This is a genomic window from Bradyrhizobium sp. CER78 (assembly GCF_029846235.1).
GTDB lineage: Bacteria > Pseudomonadota > Alphaproteobacteria > Rhizobiales > Xanthobacteraceae > Bradyrhizobium.
The window spans coordinates 121,807-138,139 of sequence record NZ_JARVWP010000015.1 but is presented as its reverse complement, the minus strand read 5'-3'; the positions used below and the strand labels follow the sequence as shown (position 1 = coordinate 138,139).

Below are 16,333 nucleotides of genomic sequence, written 5' to 3'. Positions count from 1 at the left end.
CCCTAAACCAGGAACGAGAGCGTGTAGATCGCCTTGTCGTTGTTGACGAGGATGACCTTCTTGCTGGCCATCCGCAATTCGCCATCGACATGACGCAGCCGATATTCGTTGCGCGCCGCCCACAGCGTGTCGTCGCGCAGGCTCGATTCGAAAATCAGGCTGTTGCTGGCGACCGCGATGTCGCCATTGTCAGGCTGCTCGTCCATCAATTCGATGTTGGAGATCAGCCGGCGCAGGTTCGACTGCGGCGTCTGGGTGAAGTGCTTGCCGGTCATCAACTGCCGGACGCGCAGCGCAATCCGCGAGCGATTGTCATAGATGATCGACATCTGCCGCTCCGGGTCGATGTCGGCGCCGTTGGCCGGCACCCAGTAGACGCCGTCGTCGGTCCAGAGCTTTTCCCAGGCCTCGTATTGATGCTCGTCCTGCAATCGCGCCTCGCGATAGAGGAAGGCGGTGATGGCGCTCATCAAGGTGGCGCTGCTTTCGCGCGACAGCATCAGGCCGGCTCCATCAGCTTGCGATAATGGGTCCAGATGCCGCGCGACGGCACCTCGTCGGTGACGTGGCCGACCGTGAAACCGAGTTCGTCCTGCCGCTGGCGCTTCTCGCCGCGGCCGAGGAAGATCCACTCGGGATTGCGCGCCAACACGCCGCGGTGGCAGCGCTCGTACATTTCGGAATCGTCCGCGAGCAGGAAGCCGGCCGGGCCGACCGAGCCCATGGTCTGCTGGCGCAGCCTGCGGTTCAGATCGGGCGCGCCCTTGAATTGCAGCGCGGTGACGTGCTGCACGCTGTCATCGACGCCGAGCGGCTGGATCACGAACATCTGGATCTCGGCGATGAACAGGTTCGGGAAGATCATGACATGCGGCGTGCCGTCGATCATGATCTCGCGCGCCGCGGTGTCGCCATAGGCCGTCTTCATCCGCGCGGTGTAGTCGGGCAGCCGCTCCTCACTGGTACCGAACCAGCTCAACGGCGCATCGCGCTTGCGGAATTCGGGCCGCAAATCGATCTCGGTATGGCCATTGCCGTAGTCGCGCGTCAGCGCGGTCGACGCGCCGCCATAGAGCTTGCCGATCATGCTGTCGGCGACACCGAAGATCGAGGTGTGCACGAAGGCCGGGTGATAGCCGTCGCACTCGTTCTCCAGGATGAACTTCCAATTCGCCTTGACGCGATGCTTGAGGAAGCCCGCGGTGATCTCGACCTCGCCCTCCGGCGAGGTGCGCACCAGGCGGTCGATGGTCTCGGCGGCGCCACCGAGATGCTCCTTCAAGGTCGGACCATCGGCCGCGAACGAGCCGAACACGAAGCCGCGGTAGGACTCGACGCGCGTCACCCGCCCGAGCGCGAGCTGCGCCTTGTCCTGCCCCTCGTAGCCGTCAGGGAAGGCATAGCCGACCAGGCGGCCGTCATTGGCAAAGGTCCAGGAGTGGAACGGACAGGTGAACGAGCGCGCATTGCCGCGCTCAAAGGAGCAGACCTGGTTGCCGCGATGCGAGCAGCGGTTGAGCAGCAGATTGACCTTGCCCTGCTCGTCACGCGTCATGATCACGGATTGCGGGCCGATCGACTTGACGACGTAGTCGTTGGCATCAGGCACCTCGCTCTCGTGACCGACATAGACCCAGGTCCGGTACCAGATGTTCTTCAGCTCAGCTTCGAAGATCTCGGGGTCGGTGTAGAGCGATCCGTGCACCCGGTCGGGCCGGATCAGCCGCTCCCAAGGCGGGACGCCGGTCATCATGTTCATCGCTCCGTCTCCCTCGCCGGCCGCTTGCTGGCGGGTGCCTTTGCCGATCGTTCAAATAATAATCCGAACGACCGTTCGGTAAATTAATAGCACGAGCTCGACGGGGCGGCAAGCTTCTTTCCGAACGCCCAGCCAATCCCGGAGCGGCGCGCAAAGATGCAATTCCCGGTGGTCGCCAGTGCGCCTCAGCCCTACGCCGCGCCGCCGTCACCGCCCGCGATCTGTTGCAGCATCGACTTCGGTGTTGTCGCGAGCTCGATCTTGAGCTGGTCGCAGATCACCCGCCGCAACAGCCGCTCGATCTCGGTCGCGGCATCGCGATCGGCTGCACGCGCGCCCTCGCCGCTGGCCCAGAGCAGGAGCTGTCCCAGCTGCCGGTCGCCATCGTCGCGCAACGCCTCGATCGCGGCAGCGTCGGACACGTCACCGTGAATGCGAGGCGTCGCGGCGATCTCCGGATGCGTCATGCCGTCGGCCAGTCGCTTGACTGCCGCAAAAGTCTCGTCCTGCAGGCGCACCTGCTCGAGCAGCGGCCCCGCCTTCCAGTCGGCGGCGAGCTTCAGGCCGTTCAGGGCGTAGATCGCTGAAAATACCTGCCCGCGGACGAAATCGTCGCTGCTGTTCGGCACGACATGGCTTTGCAGGGCATCGATGATGCCGTCGATCAACCGCTCGAAGGATGCACTCATGCCGCGGCCTCCAATGCGCGCTCGAAGGCCCGCACGATCGAGGGCATCTGGCTTGCCATCACCGCAAGCCGCATGTCGTTGAAGCGATCGACCTCGAAGGCGCGCACGGCGCACATCTGGATCGCCGCCGCCTGGTACAGCGCATACGCCTCGTAGAAGGCAAGGCTCCTGTCCGAAACCGCAATGCCGGAGATGCGCTGATAGAGATCGATCACCTCGGCGCGCTCGAGCACGCCATAGAGCTTCCGGCTCCTGGCGTTGAAGGTCGGCATCATCGCCCAGGCCAGATCCTCATGGGGATCGCCGAGATGAGTCAGCTCCCAATCGAGAATGGCGGCGATCCGCCCCTTATGCTCGATGAAATTCCCGATCCGGTAGTCGCCATGCACGATGGTGCGGCACGGCGGCTGCGGGCAATTGTCGTGCAGCCAGCGGCCGCCCCAATCGAGCAACGGATAATAACGCGCTGTCGGACGCGCGAGGGAGGCACGCCAGCCGGCGATTGCGCGGACTTCGGCACGTTCGCCGCCCTGGTGCAGCGATGCGAATGGCGTTGCGCTCGGGTCGATCCGGTGCAGCGATGCGAGAATCTCGATGAACTGCCGGGCGATCGCGCGCTTGTGGTCGGGATCGAGTTCGCTCGCGGCCCAGGGCGCGGGAACGTCGCCCTCGATGTGCTCGCAGATAAAGAAGGGAAAGCCGATCTCGGCGCCATCCTGCGCGGAAGAGACCAGCGCTGGAACTGGAACGCCACTTCCAGCCAGCGCTTGCAGCGCGTAGACCTGCGGCAGCACCGAGTAAGGCGCAAACAGTCCGTTCGGCGGACCGACGCGCAGGATCAGCTTGCGGTCTCCGTCAGCATCAGCGCGCGCCACGAAAGCATAGGTGATCCAGGAGAAGCCCGACGATTTGCGGCCGAAGCTCGTGATCTCCGTCCGGCTCCCGGATATCCGCGACATGTGTTGCGCCAGCGCAGTCCGCACCGCATCGTCATTCACCGCGGCCGGGCGAACAAGGTTCGGCACCGCACCCGGCACATCGTCGGATCGTTTCGCAGCCTCCTGCATCAATTGACCGACCTCGTATAGCCCTGCCACTTCTCTTCGCGCAGCGCCGACTTCATGATTTTGCCGGAGCCGGTGAGCGGCAGCGGTTCAAGACGGATGTCGACCGAGCGCGGGCATTTGTAGCCGGCGATCAGCGTGCGGCAATGCGCGATCACCATGTCGGAATCGAGCCGCGCGCCGTCCTTCGGCACCACGATGGCGTGCACGGCTTCGCCCCATTGCGGATCGGGCACCGCGATGACGGCGCATTCCTTGACGTGCTCATGCTGGAAGATCGCGTTCTCCACCTCGCCGGAATAGACGTTCTCGCCGCCGGAGACGATCATGTCCTTCAGGCGGTCGACGATATAGACGAAACCGTCCTCGTCCATCCAGGCGCCGTCGCCGGTGTGTAGCCAGCCGTTGCGCAGCACCCGCGCGCTTTCCTCCGGCTTGCGCCAATAGCCGAGCATCACGCCGGCGCCGCGGATCGCGATCTCACCTACCGTGCCGCGCGGCACCTCGTTGCCGGCGGGATCGACGATGCGGATCTCGACGCCCGGTGCCGCTCGTCCCGCCGATTTGCGCTTGCCCGCCAGCGGTCCCTCCAGCGCGTGGTATTCCCAGGGCAGGATGGTCGCCAGCGCCGCGCTCTCGGTCATGCCGTAGCCCTGATGGAAGCGCCAGCTCGGCAGCACGCGCATCAGCTTGACCAGCAGCGCATCGGGCATCGGAGAGGCGCCATACTCGCAATCCCTGACGCTGCTCAGATCATAGGTGCCGAACGACGGATGATTGAGCATCATGTTGAGCATGGTCGGTACGAACAGGCAGTAATCCACCTTGTGCTCGGCGATGGTCTTCATCGCAAGCTCTGGCTCGAATTTCGGGATCGTGACATGGGTGCCGCCGACCAGGGTCAGCGCGATCATCGGCGAGGTGCCCGCCAGATGGAACATGCCGGCCGAGTGCAGGTATCGGGTATCCTCGCGGAATCGGAGCGCGTAGATCCAGACCAGCGATTCGTAGATGATGTTGGCATGCGACAGCATCACGCCCTTGGGAAAGCCCGTGGTGCCGCCGGTGTAGAAGATGCCGGCGAGATCGTTGTAGGCGCCGGACGCATCTTCGACCGGCGCGTGCGCAACCAGCTCATCATAGCCCTGCATGCCGTCCGGGACCTGTCCCTCGTCCAGATAGACCATCGCGGTGAGCGATTTCGCGCCTCGCAGCGCCGAGCCGATCTCGGCAAAGGCCTTGTCGACCAGCAGTAATTTCGGCGTGGAATCGTCGATCGCATAGGCATTCTCCGCGGCCGCCCAGCGCGTGTTGAGCGGCACCGCGACGGCACCGGCCCAGGCGATCGCGTAGAGCGCCTCGATATAGAGATCGCTGTTGTGCGCCAGGATGGCAACGCGATCGCCGGGCTCGATGCCGAGCCGCCGCAGCCCGCCCGCGACACAGGCGACACGGCGGCCGATCTCCTTCCAGCTCCGCGACCGTCCGGCATGGATGGTGCCCGGTGAATCCTTGCGCAACTGCACCGCCGAGATGAGCGCCTGCGTCAGCTTCATGTTTCCTCCTCATCCTCGTGCGGTCGCCCACGCCTGCGGATGTTTCCGTCATGCGTGAAGCCGAAAACGCCGCCCGGAGATTCCAGTTGATAATCCGGACAGACGGTCTATTATTGCACAGCGAACGCGGCGGGTAAAGCCTGGAAGGCAGCCGCCGTCGGGATCAACGAGCCCCGCAAAAGAGGGCCGTCATGGGAGGGGAAGATGCGGAAGCCAATCGTCACGTTTGCAGTGTGGGCGTGCGCGCTCACCGCTGCGCTCGGAACAGCGAACGCCCAGAAGGCATATGGTCCGGGGGTCAGCGACACCGAGATCTTGCTCGGCGCCAATGCGCCCTACAGCGGGCCGGCGTCGATCTATGCGAGCTTCCCGAAGACCATGCTCGCCTATTTTGCGATGCTGAACGAAAAGGGTGGCATCAACGGCCGCCACATCAACCTCCTGACCCGCGACGACGGCTATAGCCCGCCCAAGACCGTCGAGGTGACGCGCGCGTTGGTCGAGAACGACAAGGTGCTCGCGATCATGGCGCCGTTCGGCACGCCGACCAACGCGGCGATCCAGAAATATCTCAACAGCAACGGCGTCCCGCAACTCCTGGTGCAGAGCGGCGGCACCCGCTGGAACGAGCCGAAGCAATTCCCTTGGACCACGCCTTACTCGCCGACCTATGTCAACGAGTCCCGGATCATCGCCCGCTACGTCCTGCGCGAGAAGCCGGATGCCAAGATCGGCGTGCTCTTGCAGGCCGACGACATCGGCAAGGATTTTGTGCTCGGCCTGAAGGAAGGGCTCGGCGCCAAGGCCGACACGATGATCGTCAAGGAGGCGATGTATCAGTCGACCGAGCCGACGATTGACTCGCAGATCGTGAACCTGAAAGCCTCGGGCGCCGACACGATCCTGATCGCCGCGCAGAACAAGTTCGCCTCGATGGCGATCCGCAAGATCCACGAACTCGGATGGAAGCCGCTGATCTTCCTCGGCTCGACCGCGAATTCGATCGCCGGCGTGCTGGTGCCGGCGGGGCTCGACGCTTCGACCGGCATCCTGACCACGACCTCCTACAAGACGCCGAACGATCCGGCCTGGGCCAACGACAAGGGCATGACCGACTACCTCGCCTTCGTCGCCAAATATATGCCGGGCATGGACCCGAACGACGTGATCGCGGTGACCGGCTACACCACGGCACAGCTCGGCGCGATCATCCTGCAGCGTTGCGGCGACAACCTCACACGGGAGAACGTGCTGAAGCAGGCCACCAATCTCAGCGGCATCGAGCTGCCGATGCTGCTGCCGGGCATCACCATCCAGACCACGCCGCAGGATTACGCCGCGATCACCGAACGCCGCTTCGCCCGTTTCGACGGCAAGACCTGGGTGCTGTTCGGCGACATCGTGGGAGCAGGACCGGCCAAGCAGGCGGCCAAGGATTGACCGCGCGGCGCATCGAACGACCGAGGCTCAAACACAAGGACAAGAACAATGCTGACAGCCCAGGATGATCTCATCGGCCACCAGACGCCGCAGCCGTTTGCCAAGGCAGGCGGCGGCGATATCAGGTTCACCGAGCGCTACTGGTACACCGCACATCCGATCGACGGCAGCGAGCTGCTGATCGATATCGGGCTCGGCTATTACCCGAACCGCAACGTGATGGACGGCTTTGCCGGCATCACCATCGGCCGCCGCCAGCACAATTTCCGTGCCTCGCGGCGGCTTGGGACGCGTCCGCTGGAGACCGAGGTTGGCGGGCTCAGGATCGAGGTCGTCGAGGGCAACAGCCTGCACCGGCTGTCGCTTGCCGAGAACCCGTCCGGCATCAGCTTCGCGCTCGAATTCAGGGCAAGCTTTCCCGCGGCGCAGGAGAAGCAGAATTTCCGCGAGCGCAACGGCGTCGTCGAGGAGGACCTCGCGCGCGTCTCGCAATTCGGCCGCTGGCGCGGCTGGATCGTCGCCGACGGCAAGCGTTACGACATCGAGCCGGAACAATGGTGGGGACAGCGCGACCGCTCCTGGGGTCTGCGCTCGGAGATGCGCACCGACGAGACGCGGCCGCCGGTTGCGACCCATCGCAATTTCTTCTGGACCTGGTCGATGTTCCAGTTCGAGGCGTCGGCGCTGTCGATCTTCATCAAGGAGCGCACGCCGGGCAAGCCGCATTACCTCTCGGGCACCGAGTTCCGCCGCGAGGCCGACGGATCGGTGTCGCATCGCGAGGTCACCGCGGTCGAACACACAATCGAGTGGGCCGACGATCCGCTCGGGCAGACCATCGCTGCGGCCGACTTCACCTTCAGCTTCGATCGCGGCGAACCGCGCCGCGTCAGAATGCTGGGGTTGCCGACCCGGTTCTATCTCAAGGCCGGCATGTATGGCGGGTTGCAGGGCTGGACCCATGGCGACGACCGCGGCGAGAACCATGCCGCACACGACATCTGGAACCTCGACGATGCCACAGCGCGTGCCATCGCGCGCACGCTGTCGGACCATGTCGTGCGGCTCGAAAGCGGCAACGAGACCGGATATGGCATCAGTGAATACGGCGTCGCCGCCGGCTATCCGCGCTACCCGGGACCGCAGAAATTCCCGGCGATGTGATGGACGGGCAAGGCATCCGCATCGCGGACGGTAACGAAACCGCGTGCGATCCATGGGATGACAGGGCAGCGGAGGCGTTGGTCTCGCTCGAGACCATCGCCCCGCTGCGCTATCGCAGCCGCTTCGGCGACGGAAATCTCAACGGGCGCTCTTACGGCGGCCAGATCCTTGGCCAGGCCATGATGGCCGCGACGCTGAGTGCGCCCGAGGATCGCCCGGCGGCGATGCTGCAGCTCTTGTTCCTGCGCGGCGCCGATCCTGCCCGGCGCATCACCTTCGACGCTCGGGTCCTCCAGGACGGCAAGCGATTCTCCTCCCGCCATGTCGTAGGCCAGCAGGGCGAACAAACGGTCCTGAGCGCGCAGGCCACATTCTGCGCGCCGCAGCCGGGTCCGCAGCATGCAGTGCCATTTGCTCCGCAAGAGGATCCCGAAAGCCTGCCCGAGCTGAGCATGATCCCGGACGCGCTGATGGCGCAGCTGCGGCCGCTCGGTCCCTACTCGCCGCTGATCAAACCCAGCATGGATTTTCGCGTTCCCGAGATCGAGCGGCAGCTCTCGGCCGCGACGGCAGAACCGCGCCTGCGTTTCTGGATCAGATCCCGGCAGCCGCTCGCCACGGGTTCCCGCGCCCAGGCTGCCGTGTTCGCCTATCTCTCGGATTGGTGGCTCAACTTCTCCAGCGTCGGCGGCCATCTCCGCGACCTGCAGGCGCGCGCCCCGCTCTATCTGTCGAGCCTCAACCATTGCATCTGGTTTCATCGTGCGTTTTCGCCCGACGCCTGGATGCATGTCGACACCGAGAGCCCGTGCGCCGATGGCGGCCGCGGGTTGTCGATCGCCCGCGTCCATGACCGCAATGGGTCGATGCTCGCGACATCGATCCAGGAAACCCTGATGGTGCATCCCGACGGCGATGCGTAAGCCACGCCGCGACAGTTGAGCGCGTGCCGTGATCGCGGCTGGGTTGCTGTCGATGCGCCGCGCTGGTTCCACCGTCTGTTGAATCCGGGCAACACCGCCAGACAAAAACGCACAATCGCGCAGATTGCGGGTTTTGAATCACGAAGGTGCCGCATCCCTGTCAAATCCTGTTCGCGGGTGGCGCAACAAGAACACTATGGGGAAAACCTACATGCAGCAGGCACCGCTGGCCGCACGGAGTGCGGAATCGTCTGGATATGTTCTCCACTTCCAGCTCGCCAGCAATGGCACCAGACGCGCGTGCAGTCTCACGATCCAGGCGGAAAACGCCAACGAGGCGGCGCGCATCTTCCGCGAGAACTGGGGCACGATCGAATCGATGGCGCGCGACGGCGTCAGCACCGGAGTGGTCGGCTCGGCGCCCGTCAGCCTGGCGATGTCGTGAGACACATCGCGCGACCTACGGCGAACCCTACGCGTGAGGCGTGACAGGATAGCGACCTCCGGGATCGCGCGACCAATTGACGCGCTGACGCAACGACCAAGCCATGCGGTGCGAGGCTCGCGCATACGCGCGAGCCTCGCTGTGTCTTAGAACGATTCAAATCCAGTCCGGTTAGAGGGATTCAAGTCTGCTCCGGTTCTTTTCGCGCGCGCCGGCTGCTAGAGGCGCGGCGTGAATGAGTTCGCGTGAATCGGAAGTCCAAGAGTGCCTGTGAATGCTGATCGCCGGGTTGTCGGCGACCGTCGAATTGCCGCCGACAAGGGCCGCCCCCACCTGCTGATCGGCGCAGCGTTCCTGCTCGCCGACGTCTCCTCCGCAATAACACCGGCAAGCGCCCAATCGAGCGTCGCCTTGCCGCCGGTCACGGTCGAGCACCCGACGCAGAAGCGCAAGCCTGCAGCCAGTTCGGCGAAGCCGGCACAACGAACTCAGGCCGCGGCGCGGCAGCGCAGCCGGGATGCCCAGCCGGCGCCACCGACCGCGTCGGAGCGCGCGGCAGCTAGCGCCGCCGCGCTGAACGAAGCCAAGCTCGGCTATCGCGCGATGCCGAGCTCGACCACCTTGCGCAGCGGCGCCTCGCCGCTCGACACCGCGCAGACGGTCAACGTCGTGCCGGAGCAGGTGCTCAGGGATCAGCTGCCGCGCAACCTCGACGACGCACTGGCCAATGTCAGCGGCGTCACCCAGGGCAACACGCTGGCCGGCACCCAGGATGCCGTGATGCGCCGCGGCTTCGGCGACAATCGTGACGGCTCGATCATGCGCAACGGCATGCCGCTGGTGCAGGGCCGCAGCCTCAACGCTGAGGTCGAAAGCGTCGAGGTGCTGAAGGGCCCGGCCTCGCTGCTCTACGGCATCATGGATCCCGGCGGCATCGTCAACACGATCAGCAAGCGCCCCGAGCTCTATCAGCACGGCTCGGTGACCTTGCTCGGCTCGACCTACGCCAACAACAAGAGCGGCGCCGACGGCACCTTCGACATCACCGGCCCGATCGGCAATGGCGGCCTCGCCTATCGCTTCATCGGTTATGGCGTGAGCGAGGACTACTGGCGCAATTTCGGACGCCATCGCGAGATGCTGGTCGCACCGTCACTGGCCTGGTACGGCGACGGCACCACCGTCCAGCTCAACTACGAGCACCGCGAATTCATCGCGCCGTTCGACCGCGGCACCGCGTTCGATGCCGTGACCAAGGCGCCGCTGGCGATCCCCGCGACACGCCGGCTCGACGAGCCCTTCAACAACATGTGGGGAACCTCCGACCTGATGCAGGCCTCGGTCGAGCGCCGGCTGAACCAGGACTGGAATCTGTTCGCGGCCTACAGCTACAACACCGAGACCTTCAGCGCCAACCAGCTCCGCATCACCGGTATCAACAGCAAGACCGGCGTCGAGACCCGCAGCAATGACGGCACGCAGGGTTCGCTCAGCAACGCCAGCTACGGCACGTCCTATCTGCAGGGCAATGTCTGGCTCGGCGGGTTCCGCAACGAGGTGCTGTTCGGCGGCGACGGCCAGTACCGCACGATCTACCGCGACAATCTGATCCGGCAGGCGACGCCGAGCTTCAACTTCTACAATCCGGTCTATGGGCTGATCACGCCGGGCACCATGGTGTCGGCCAGCGACAGCGCCCAGACCGACAAGCTCGGCCAGTGGTCGCTGTTCTTCCAGGACACGCTGCATCTGACCGAGCGCTTCGCGCTGGTCGGCGGCGTGCGTTACATGGACTACGACCAGATCGCCGGCAGGGGCCGGCCGTTCATCACCAACACCAACGTGTCGGCGGACAAGGCGCTGCCGCTCGGCGGCGCCATTCTCAAGCTCACCGACCAGGTCTCGCTCTATGCGAGCTACACGCAGTCGCTGAAGCCGACCTCGACCATTGCGCCGCTCACCGGCGGCGTCGTGATCGGCTCCAACATCGCTCCCGAAGAGGGCACCCAGTGGGAGACCGGTGTCAAGTTCGACTTCAACAAGCGGCTCTCCGGCACGCTTGCGCTCTACGACATCGAGAAGAAGAACGTGCTGGTCTCGCAGCTCAACCCTGCAACCGCCATCGTCGAATACCGCACCGCCGGCAAGGTTCGCTCGCGCGGCGTCGAGCTCGATGTCACCGGCAGGCTGACTGATAGCTGGAGCATGATCGGAAGCTACGGCTATACCGATGCGCGCGTCACCGAGGATCCGACGCTCGCCGGCAACGCCCTGCAAAACGTGGCGCTCAACACTGCCTCGCTCTATCTGGTCTACGATTTCGGCGCCACCCTGCCCGGCCGGCTGCGTCTCGGCGGCGGCGCGCGCTATGTCGGCGACCGGCCCGGCGACGCGGCGAACAGCTTCGTGCTGCCGTCCTATACGGTCGCGGATGTGTTTGCGACCTACGAGACCAAGGTCCAGACCTTCCCGGTGATCTACCAGTTCAACGTCAAGAACCTGTTCGACACCGTCTACTATCCGTCCGCCAATAACATCCTGACGGTGGCGATGGGCGATGCGCGGCGCTTCTCGCTCTCGGCGACGGTGAAATTCTAGCATGGCCACCGTGCTGACAGCGATCAGGCTGCTGGCCGTCCTGACCGCGACCGCGGTCGCCTGTACGACGGTACACGCCGACGAACTCACGCTTTACTCGACCCGGGAAGCCAATCTGGTCGCGCCCGTCATCACGGCGTTCACGGCTGCGAGCGGCACCAAGGTCAACACCGTCTTCATCGAAGACAGCCTAGTCAAGCGCCTGACGTCTGAGGGCGACAGTTCACCCGCGGACGTCTTGCTCACCATCGGTCTCGACAAGACAATGCAGCTTGCCGCGCGCGGGCTGACGCAATCGATCGCATCTGCGGTGCTTGACCGGACGGTGCCGGCGAACCTGCGCGGTGACAATAGTCAATGGATCGCACTTGCCGTCCGTCCACGTGTGGTCTTCACGCGCAACGGCAGCCCCCTCGCCGCGATCACCTATGAGGAGCTCGCCGATCCCAAATGGCGCGGCAAGCTGTGCATGCGGCCGGCCACGCACCAGAACAATGTCGCGCTGATCGCGGCCTTCCTCGCGCATCATGGAGCGGATGCAACGGAGAGCTGGCTCGCCGGGCTGAAGGCCAATCTCGCCCACAAGCCGGCCGGCAAGGACAACGATGTGGTCCGCGAGATCGCGGAGGGACGCTGCGAGATCGGGATCGGCAACACGGTCGCGCTCGCGCAGCTTCGCGACGGCCGCGAAGGCAATGATTGGCGCGCGTGGGCCGACGCCGTGAAGGCCGTGCCGACCGCGTTCACCGGTGGCGGCAGCCACGTCAATCTGACCGGCGCGGCAATTGCCCGGCACGCACCGCATCGGGCCGCTGCGCGCGCCTTCCTCGAATTCCTCGTCACGCCCGAGGCCCAGACCATCTTCTCCACTGCCGAGCTGGAATATCCCGTGCTGGCAACCACAAAGCGGCCTCGGATCGTCGACGGGATCGGATCGTTCCCCGTCGATGCGCTGCCTGTCGACGAGATCGCCGCGCATCAAGCCGCCGCAGTCGCGCTGATCCGAAAGGTCGGATTCGATGAGTGATGTCCGGCGCCCGATCAAGGCCGCGCTGTTGCAGGTCCACTCCATCGCAGGCCTCGCGCTGGCGCTGCTCTGGGCCGTGGTCGGCCTCACCGGCGCAACGATGGCCTTCGAGGACGAGATCGAGGCCAGCCTGAACAGCCAGATGATGCGTGTCGACGCCAGCGCCACCCGACGGCTCACGCCCGACGAACTGGTCGCGCGGCTTCAGGCGGCGGGCGATTTCGGCAAGGTCTCCGCCGTCACCATGTCCAGCGATCCATCAGCCGCGGCGCATATCCGCTTCGCCCGCAGCGAAGGTGGTGCGCGGCCGTCCTCGGTCTATGTCGATCCCTATGACGGACACGTGCTCGGCTCGCCGCGCGGCGAGGATTTTTTCGCCACCGTCCGCAAGCTACATCGCTGGCTGCTGCTGCTGCCGGGTGACGGCAATGGCATGGGCCGCAAGATCACTGGCACAGCCGCGATCTGCCTGATCGTGATGCTGATATCAGGCCTCGTGCTGCGCTGGCCGCATCGCGCGCGCAGCGTGAAGATGTGGCTGAAGCCAAATCTCGGACTGCGCGGGCGCGGCCTGCACCGCTCGCTGCATGCGGTGATCGGCACCTGGGTGCTGCCGGTCTATCTGGTGATGACGCTGACCGGCCTGTGGTATTCGTTCGAATGGTACAAGGCCGGCGCCAACTGGCTGCTGGCGCGCCCGCAGACCGCCGCCGCGGCGATGCAGCCCAAACCAGCGCGCGGCGCAGCGGCTGCCGATAACAAGAGTGAAGCAAGGGCGGAAGCGAAGACCGAGGCAAAACCGCTCGTGTTCGATCACGTCTGGTCAGCGTTCCTGCAGCAGGAGAACAACGATTACGGTAGGGCTCTCCTGACCCTGCCGGCCGGCACGGGCACGGCTGTGCGCGTGCGGTCCTGGTCGCGGGATTCGACGCTCGAGAGCGTGCGTGACGAATTCCGCATCGACGCCGTCACCGGACGCGTGATCTCGTCGGACCGCTACGCGGACAAGACGTTCGGCGAGCGCGTCCTTGCCGGCGTGCTCGACATCCACCGCGGCGCCATCCTGGGTTGGCCCGGCAAGCTCGCCTTCATGCTGGCCGCGGCTATGATGCCACTATTCGCCGTGACCGGCCTGCTGCTCTATCTGTCCCGCCGCCGGCACCGGCGCCTTGCGCGGCCGCCCGTCGCGCACCTCGTGCCGGGCGAGTGAGCTTCAGGAGCCGGCGATCAGCCGGGATCGCACGCCGCAAGCCGGGCGCGTAACCCGGCGTCCGTTTCGACCGCAAGCTCGAGCAATCCCTGATAGGGATCGCCGGATATTCTGAGGACGGCAGCGAACGCAGGCTCGGTCTTGAGGCCGCCTGCCCTTAAGGTTCCGACGGCTCGCCGCAGTCGTCCGTCGTCAAGCGCGAGCAGCCGCCGCTCGACCTCGAAATGGATCCAGCCCCGCTGCTGCTCGACCGGACGCTGGTCGCCGAACAGCTCGAACGGCCAGCCATCCCAGACAAAGTGGGCAATCGCCGGCCGCGTTCCCGAGGTCCATCGGTAGAGCACGAAATCATCAGCCGATCGGTAATGCTTCCAAACGATGTCTGTGAAGGCGTTCGGGTCGAGCACATGGCAGACGATATCGATGTCGCTGCCGGACACAGCAAGGCCGAGCGGCAGCGTTCCGACGATACGGGGATCAAATGGCTCGAGCCGCTCCAGCACGGCAGAGCTGGTGACGGCGGACTTGTAGTCTTCGACGGTCATGGCGTGGCACGCCCCTCAGGATCGCAGCGACGCAATACCACGCGCGCGTCGAATGCGTGAGCCACTACGAATGGGCGGAGAACGGGAGAAAGCGCCTTGCAAAATGTTGCGGGGCGATCCCGACCGCGTCACCGTGGTCGAAATCGCCCAGCCAAACGAGCAAACGGGCGGGACTGCCTCGCAATCCCGCCTGTCCAGCCAATCGTCGCAATGATCCGTTCGGGCCGTTAGCCGAACTGGTTCATCGTGTTGTGGGCGCCGCCCGCCTTGAGGGCAGCCTCACCGGCGAAGTACTCCTTGTGATCGTCGCCGATGTCGGAGCCCGCCATGTTCTGGTGCTTGACGCAGGCGATGCCCTGACGGATCTCCGCGCGCTGCACGTTCTTGACGTATCCGAGCATGCCCTGCTCGCCGAAATACTCCCTTGCGAGATTGTCGGTCGACAGCGCAGCCGTGTGGTAGGTCGGCAGCGTGATCAGATGGTGGAAGATGCCGGCGCGCTTGGCCGAATCCGCCTGGAAGGTGCGGATGCGTTCGTCGGCTTCCTTCGCCAGCGGCGTATCGTCGTATTCCGCCTTCATCAGCTCGGCGCGGTTGTACTTGCTGACATCCTTGCCAGCCTCCTTCATCGCGTCGTAGACCTGCCAACGGAAGTTGAGGGTCCAGTTGAACGACGGAGAGTTGTTGTAGGCCAGCTTCGCGTTCGGAATGACCTTGCGGATGCGATCGACCATCGAAGCGATCTGCTCGATATGCGGCTTCTCGGTCTCGATCCACAGGAGGTCAGCGCCGTTCTGCAGCGAGGTGATGCAGTCGAGCACGCAGCGATCCGCGCCGGTGCCGGGACGGAACTGGTAGAGGTTGCTGGGCAACCGCTTCGGACGCATCATCTTGCCGTTCTGGTTGATGATGACGTCGCCGTTGCGCGCATTGGCGGCCGTCACTTCCTCGCAATCGAGGAAGCTGTTGTACTGGTCGCCGAGGTCGCCGGGCTTGTGGCTGACCGCGATCTGCTGGGTCAGGCCGGCGCCGAGCGAGTCGGTGCGGGTCACGATGATGCCGTCCTCGACACCGAGCTCGAGGAACGCATGGCGGCAGGCGCGGATCTTCGCGATGAACACCTCGTGCGGCACGGTGACCTTGCCGTCCTGGTGGCCGCACTGCTTCTCGTCCGAAACCTGGTTCTCGATCTGCAGGGCACAGGCGCCCGCCTCGATCATCTTCTTGGCGAGCAGGTAGGTCGCCTCGGCATTGCCGAAGCCGGCGTCGATGTCGGCGATGACAGGCACGACGTGGGTCTGGAAGTTGTCGATCTTCTCGATCAGCGCCTTTTCCTTGGCCTTGTCGCCTTCCTTGCGCGCCGCGTCGAGCGCGCGGAAGATATCGTTGAGCTCACGGGAATCCGCCTGACGCAGGAAGGTGTAGAGCTCTTCGATCAGCGCCGGCACCGAGGTCTTCTCGTGCATCGACTGGTCGGGCAGCGGACCGAATTCGGAACGCAGCGCCGCGATCATCCAGCCAGAGAGGTAGAGGTAACGGCGGTCGGTGTTGCCGAAGTGCTTCTTGACCGAGATCAGCTTCTGCTGGGCGATGAAGCCGTGCCAGCAGCCGAGCGACTGGGTGTACTTGGTGCTGTCGGCGTCATAGGCGGCCATGTCGGCGCGCATCAGCGCAGCCGTGTAGCGGGCGACATCCAGACCGGTCTTGAAGCGGTTCTGCAGGCGCATGCGCGCCACGGCTTCGGCGGTGACGCCATTCCAGGTGTCCTTGGTCTTCAGCAGCGCTTCGGCCGCCTCAAGCTCGCTCTGATACGATGCCGGTCCCTGGATGGCCCGGTCGCTGATCCCGCGCGGTTGGAAGTTCATGTCCGTGATCCCTTCGGTGACGAAATAACTGCACCGTTTGTGGCGCCT

Annotated in this window: 14 protein-coding genes; 7 read left to right on the top strand and 7 right to left on the bottom strand. The window is 64.9% G+C overall.

Translation table 11 applies throughout. The features are described 5' to 3' along the window. Positions 1–2: 2 nt before the first annotated feature. The 5 genes from QDT69_RS27810 to QDT69_RS27790 form a co-directional block, all read right to left on the bottom strand. A complete protein-coding gene (locus tag QDT69_RS27810; protein WP_050425761.1) occupies positions 3–500 on the bottom strand; it encodes an aromatic-ring-hydroxylating dioxygenase subunit beta in 498 nt (165 codons plus the stop codon). After that, positions 500–1,759, bottom strand: a complete 1,260-nt coding sequence (locus QDT69_RS27805) for an aromatic ring-hydroxylating dioxygenase subunit alpha (protein WP_279709645.1) — start codon at positions 1,757–1,759, stop codon at positions 500–502. Before QDT69_RS27805 ends, QDT69_RS27810 begins: the two co-directional genes overlap by 1 nt. Positions 1,760–1,950: 191 nt before the next feature. After that, on the bottom strand, positions 1,951–2,448 hold the full coding sequence (locus tag QDT69_RS27800) for a hypothetical protein (RefSeq protein WP_279709644.1): 498 nt from the start codon (positions 2,446–2,448) through the stop codon (positions 1,951–1,953). Further along, positions 2,445–3,515 (bottom strand): phosphotransferase family protein, encoded by a 1,071-nt coding sequence (locus QDT69_RS27795; RefSeq protein WP_279709643.1) that lies wholly within the window; start codon positions 3,513–3,515, stop codon positions 2,445–2,447. The genes QDT69_RS27800 and QDT69_RS27795 overlap by 4 nt, the downstream gene beginning before the upstream one ends. Further along, on the bottom strand, positions 3,515–5,068 hold the full coding sequence (locus QDT69_RS27790) for a long-chain fatty acid--CoA ligase (RefSeq protein ID WP_279709642.1): 1,554 nt from the start codon (positions 5,066–5,068) through the stop codon (positions 3,515–3,517). The genes QDT69_RS27795 and QDT69_RS27790 overlap by 1 nt, the downstream gene beginning before the upstream one ends. Before the next feature lie 204 nt (positions 5,069–5,272). Between QDT69_RS27790 and QDT69_RS27785 the strand changes: the two genes are divergently transcribed. The 7 genes from QDT69_RS27785 to QDT69_RS27755 all read left to right on the top strand — a co-directional run bounded on the left by QDT69_RS27785 (position 5,273) and on the right by QDT69_RS27755 (position 13,875). After that, the gene (locus QDT69_RS27785) at positions 5,273–6,508 is read left to right on the top strand and encodes an ABC transporter substrate-binding protein (RefSeq protein ID WP_279709641.1); all 1,236 of its coding nucleotides are present in this window, start codon (positions 5,273–5,275) and stop codon (positions 6,506–6,508) included. A 48-nt stretch (positions 6,509–6,556) separates the two neighbouring features. Then, positions 6,557–7,672, top strand: coding sequence for a hypothetical protein (locus QDT69_RS27780; RefSeq protein ID WP_279709640.1), 1,116 nt, complete (start codon positions 6,557–6,559; stop codon positions 7,670–7,672). Then, positions 7,672–8,595 carry an acyl-CoA thioesterase domain-containing protein gene (locus tag QDT69_RS27775; RefSeq protein ID WP_279709639.1) on the top strand — a complete coding sequence of 308 codons (924 nt, stop codon included), beginning with the start codon at positions 7,672–7,674 and terminating at the stop codon, positions 8,593–8,595. The genes QDT69_RS27780 and QDT69_RS27775 overlap by 1 nt, the downstream gene beginning before the upstream one ends. 211 nt (positions 8,596–8,806) lie before the next feature. Further along, complete coding sequence (locus tag QDT69_RS27770; protein ID WP_279709638.1) at positions 8,807–9,040, top strand: hypothetical protein; 234 nt, start codon at positions 8,807–8,809, stop codon at positions 9,038–9,040. Positions 9,041–9,346: 306 nt separating this feature from the next. Then, positions 9,347–11,638 carry a TonB-dependent siderophore receptor gene (locus QDT69_RS27765; RefSeq protein ID WP_279709695.1) on the top strand — a complete coding sequence of 764 codons (2,292 nt, stop codon included), beginning with the start codon at positions 9,347–9,349 and terminating at the stop codon, positions 11,636–11,638. A 1-nt stretch (position 11,639) separates the two neighbouring features. Continuing rightward, positions 11,640–12,665: an extracellular solute-binding protein gene (locus tag QDT69_RS27760; protein WP_279709637.1), complete on the top strand. Its 1,026-nt coding sequence runs from the start codon at positions 11,640–11,642 to the stop codon at positions 12,663–12,665. Further along, entirely contained in the window at positions 12,658–13,875 is a 1,218-nt protein-coding gene (locus tag QDT69_RS27755; RefSeq protein ID WP_279709636.1) for a PepSY-associated TM helix domain-containing protein, read from the top strand. The genes QDT69_RS27760 and QDT69_RS27755 overlap by 8 nt, the downstream gene beginning before the upstream one ends. A gap of 17 nt (positions 13,876–13,892) precedes the next feature. Here QDT69_RS27755 and QDT69_RS27750 read toward each other — a convergent pair whose 3' ends face one another. Further along, positions 13,893–14,420: a DUF4269 domain-containing protein gene (locus QDT69_RS27750; RefSeq protein ID WP_279709635.1), complete on the bottom strand. Its 528-nt coding sequence runs from the start codon at positions 14,418–14,420 to the stop codon at positions 13,893–13,895. Positions 14,421–14,647: 227 nt separating this feature from the next. Continuing rightward, positions 14,648–16,285 (bottom strand): isocitrate lyase, encoded by a 1,638-nt coding sequence (locus QDT69_RS27745; RefSeq protein ID WP_279709634.1) that lies wholly within the window; start codon positions 16,283–16,285, stop codon positions 14,648–14,650. Positions 16,286–16,333 lie beyond the last annotated feature (48 nt).